We start from the raw sequence: 3,225 nt of genomic DNA, 5'->3' as shown, positions 1-3,225 counted from the left end.
TCCTCAAGCGTTTCACCCTGAGCAAACTTTTGGGTTATATCAGTGCCCTTAAATAATTGATGCCAATGGCTTATTACCTCAACATCAGACCAGCGGTTAGCTTGATAAATGTCGATACTGAGCACAACATGCAAATGATTACTCATCACTGCAAAAGCAGCCACATCAATAGCGAAAACCTCCGCTAATTTAAACAATTGCGCTTCTACCCAAGCACGTCTGTGGTCGTAGTTTTTGCCAGAAAACGTATCATCGCCGCAGAGAAAAGCGCGACGAACAACGCGGCTACAACAATGGTACATAGGAGTGTCTTCCACACTTACCTGACTTCTTCTAGGGCGTGGCATATGCTCACCTTCATCAATGTCTGTTCAGATTTTAAGCTTAGTTTAAAATCTGGAGACTCTCCACTAACGTGGATGGCACCTTATTTTCTGCGCCAAATACCAACCGAAAAAGCAAAAAAGAAAGCCTAAAGGGTAATTATTAATTAAGGGTGACAATTTTTCTGTTGGGCTACCTGTTGCACCTAACTCACTACAAAACTGTTTAGAATGGCTGTAACCAGCATAAAATCTACTTGCTACATAAACACCAATGAAGATCCAGATTGTTGCAATTAACCCTGAATAGACCGCAATACTCTCAAACACCACCAAACTCCCTTTGTAAACTAACGCCGCGTTAAGCGGACTAAAATTGTTGGTTATGATGTGTAGCGAAGCGAAACCTAACCAACTGTTTTAGTTCCGTTTTAACACCTTGTTATATGCGAACACATTGCCAGGTATTTATAGTTAATTCCCAAATAAATAGTTTTTATTATTTAGTGAAATAACCATATTGTCGCCTGATGAATTGAACTCAAATGTATATATATTTAATGCTTCAATGTTTAAATCTAGTCTTGCAATCATTGTCATATAGGTAATATCGTAGAAAATGACTTCACTTTCTGACGTTGATACAGCCATAGCCATGGAGTTTGGAAGAAACCTTACATGATGAAGGTGGTTACTATGTTTTTCATCTGTAAATTCAAAGAACTGGTTTTTCTTAACATTCTCATTAACTTGAAACAAATGGATCAGTTCGAATGTGTTTGCATCCCATAAAATGGCTTTACCATCTTCATGGGTTGTGGCTGCAAAGCGACCATCATTTGAAAAATCAATACAGTACGTATATGTAAAAAGTTCTGTTGTCTCATTAAGATATAAATATTTACCGGTAGCTAAGTTCTTCACACAGAAAACACTATTAGACCCACCAAACGCTACAATATTTGAGTCTTTTTTAGAGAACCGAGAAGTCATTATTGTGAACTCAGAACTTAAATAATCTAGCTGCTCTTTATTATTACAGATAGTTTTTAACACTTCCGACTTCAAGTCAATGTCAGACATAGTATTACTTATAAGATCCAATACTTTTAATTGATTTAATCTGCCACCAACTATTGCTAAATTTCCATTATTAACTGCTATAGAGAAAAAAGTTTCATCATATTGATGAGTGCTCACTTTTTGGGTTTTAAAATTAAAAACACCTATATGTCCTGCATCACTAATAAAGACCAGTAATTCATTATTCGATGCAAGCTTTTCAATACTACAATGCGATTCATCTACATAAGTATTTAGGCTTGTAACTACAGAGGAATTTATATCAAAGACATCCAAATACTTTGAATTACCAGCAACAAAAAATGTGTCATCGAAGTTATTGATGGAGTATGATATTTGAGATTTACTTTTAATTATTCTTTTTAGCTTAATAGGTATATTTATATTATCAAATGTAAATTTATCGTTGTCCTGTAAAGAACCATACTCCCACGGAACTTGTGCAAATTTAGTATGCTCAATCACTTTGTTTCTAGTGATAGAAAAAACTTCGCTTATAGATAAACCATATTCTTTAATTGTCTCTACCAAACTAGCCGTATAGTAACTATTAGAACCATTACCATCTTTTGCTGAATTTCCAGACGAAGTCGAAAATGCAACTAATGTGTTATTATTTGCCTTTGTCTTTTGGGGTAACGGTGAATCAGCATAAACAGGATTGTTTCTACACGCGTCGATTACAATTAGCTTAAAACCTGAATTGTTTTTTTGATACAAACGATTTTGTATCTTATCGACGGTCAAGGAAGTGTCTAAATCAAAGTTCTCCTTGTAATCGATGGATAGTAAGTAATTGGTGTCTCTATCTTCTATTCCATGACCTGCAAAGAAAAATATTACATCATCGCCTTCGTTAACATTATCAACAAACTTATTAAAAACACCATCTAGATCTTTTTCATTTAAATCAGAAGTTAACGTAACATTAAAGCCTTTATAAGTTAGGATGCTTTCCATTTTTTTTGCATCATTAATTGGGTTCTTTAATTTTTCTTTATCTATCCGATAACTACTGTTACCTATTACTAGTGCTTTTTTCACGAATTACTCTCTTTTAACTTACATCGATAGCTATAAAGTATATCTATCCATAATCTTTCATTTGTAACTAGAGTTATGTATCAATAGGTTACGAAAGCATATAACGCCCGCCTCAACTGCCGGAGGCTACTGGCGACTTTTGTGCGGCTTTTTGCACAAAAGGTGACAGTGGCCGGAGGTCAGATTGCAGGCGCTTGTTAGGCTGCTCGGTAGCTAGGAATGTCAGCTGTTTGTAAAAAATTAGCAACATCATTATCACGCCCAGAAAAGTCTTGAGACTGTTTGGCTCTAGTCGATGTAACGTGAAAATGTTGCCAGCATTCACTTACAATTTCGCCCCAGCTACGACCGTATTCTTCTTGATACCAATCAAATCCTTCGCTAGGAACACAATTGGTGCTACTTATAATGAGCCCGTTCAGCATTGGGAGATCTCGATTCAAGCAATAATCCCCAAGCACGCCAGCGTACCAGCCTACATAGTCATGAGCTAATCCAAAAACATTCTCCAATTCTACATATGGAACACAACGCTTTTCCTTAGCAGCTTGAATCATATAGCGCACAAAGCACTTAAATTTGTCATCTGATAATACAATTTGTCTTGCCATTTTCATTCCTTAATTTAGCTAACTGAAATCTCTAAAGCCTAACGCCCGGTTATGGGGCGAGTATTAGCTTGCTAAACTGGTGAGGAACGAACCCGAGCAAGCTATTACGAGTCCCATCCATAAACCGCTTGTTATGCGTAACTCACTCTATTTTCGTTCCTAAC

2 protein-coding genes and 2 pseudogenes are annotated in these 3,225 nt (G+C 36.3%); all 4 read right to left on the bottom strand.

The annotated features are described in order from the left end of the window. Positions 1-347, bottom strand: a pseudogene (locus H5073_RS17770) (transposase); the annotation flags it as partial. An 87-nt stretch (positions 348-434) separates the two neighbouring features. Continuing rightward, positions 435-653: pseudogene (locus H5073_RS17765) on the bottom strand (DUF998 domain-containing protein); the annotation flags it as partial. A 144-nt stretch (positions 654-797) separates the two neighbouring features. Beyond that, the gene (locus tag H5073_RS17760) at positions 798-2,450 is read right to left on the bottom strand and encodes a caspase family protein (protein WP_182680897.1); all 1,653 of its coding nucleotides are present in this window, start codon (positions 2,448-2,450) and stop codon (positions 798-800) included. A 197-nt stretch (positions 2,451-2,647) separates the two neighbouring features. Then, positions 2,648-3,061, bottom strand: coding sequence for a hypothetical protein (locus H5073_RS17755; protein WP_182680896.1), 414 nt, complete (start codon positions 3,059-3,061; stop codon positions 2,648-2,650). Positions 3,062-3,225 lie beyond the last annotated feature (164 nt).

This window comes from Shewanella sp. SR44-3 (genome assembly GCF_014163735.1).
Classification (GTDB): domain Bacteria; phylum Pseudomonadota; class Gammaproteobacteria; order Enterobacterales; family Shewanellaceae; genus Shewanella.
The sequence above is the reverse complement of the archived record's forward strand: the minus strand, read 5'-3'. Positions and strand labels throughout refer to the sequence as shown.

What these genes read in the sequence shown, in the direction of transcription:
- H5073_RS17755 (WP_182680896.1), bottom strand. Translation starts at nt 3,061, where the DNA reads ATGGCAAGACAAATTGTATTATCAGATGACAAATTTAAGTGCTTTGTG.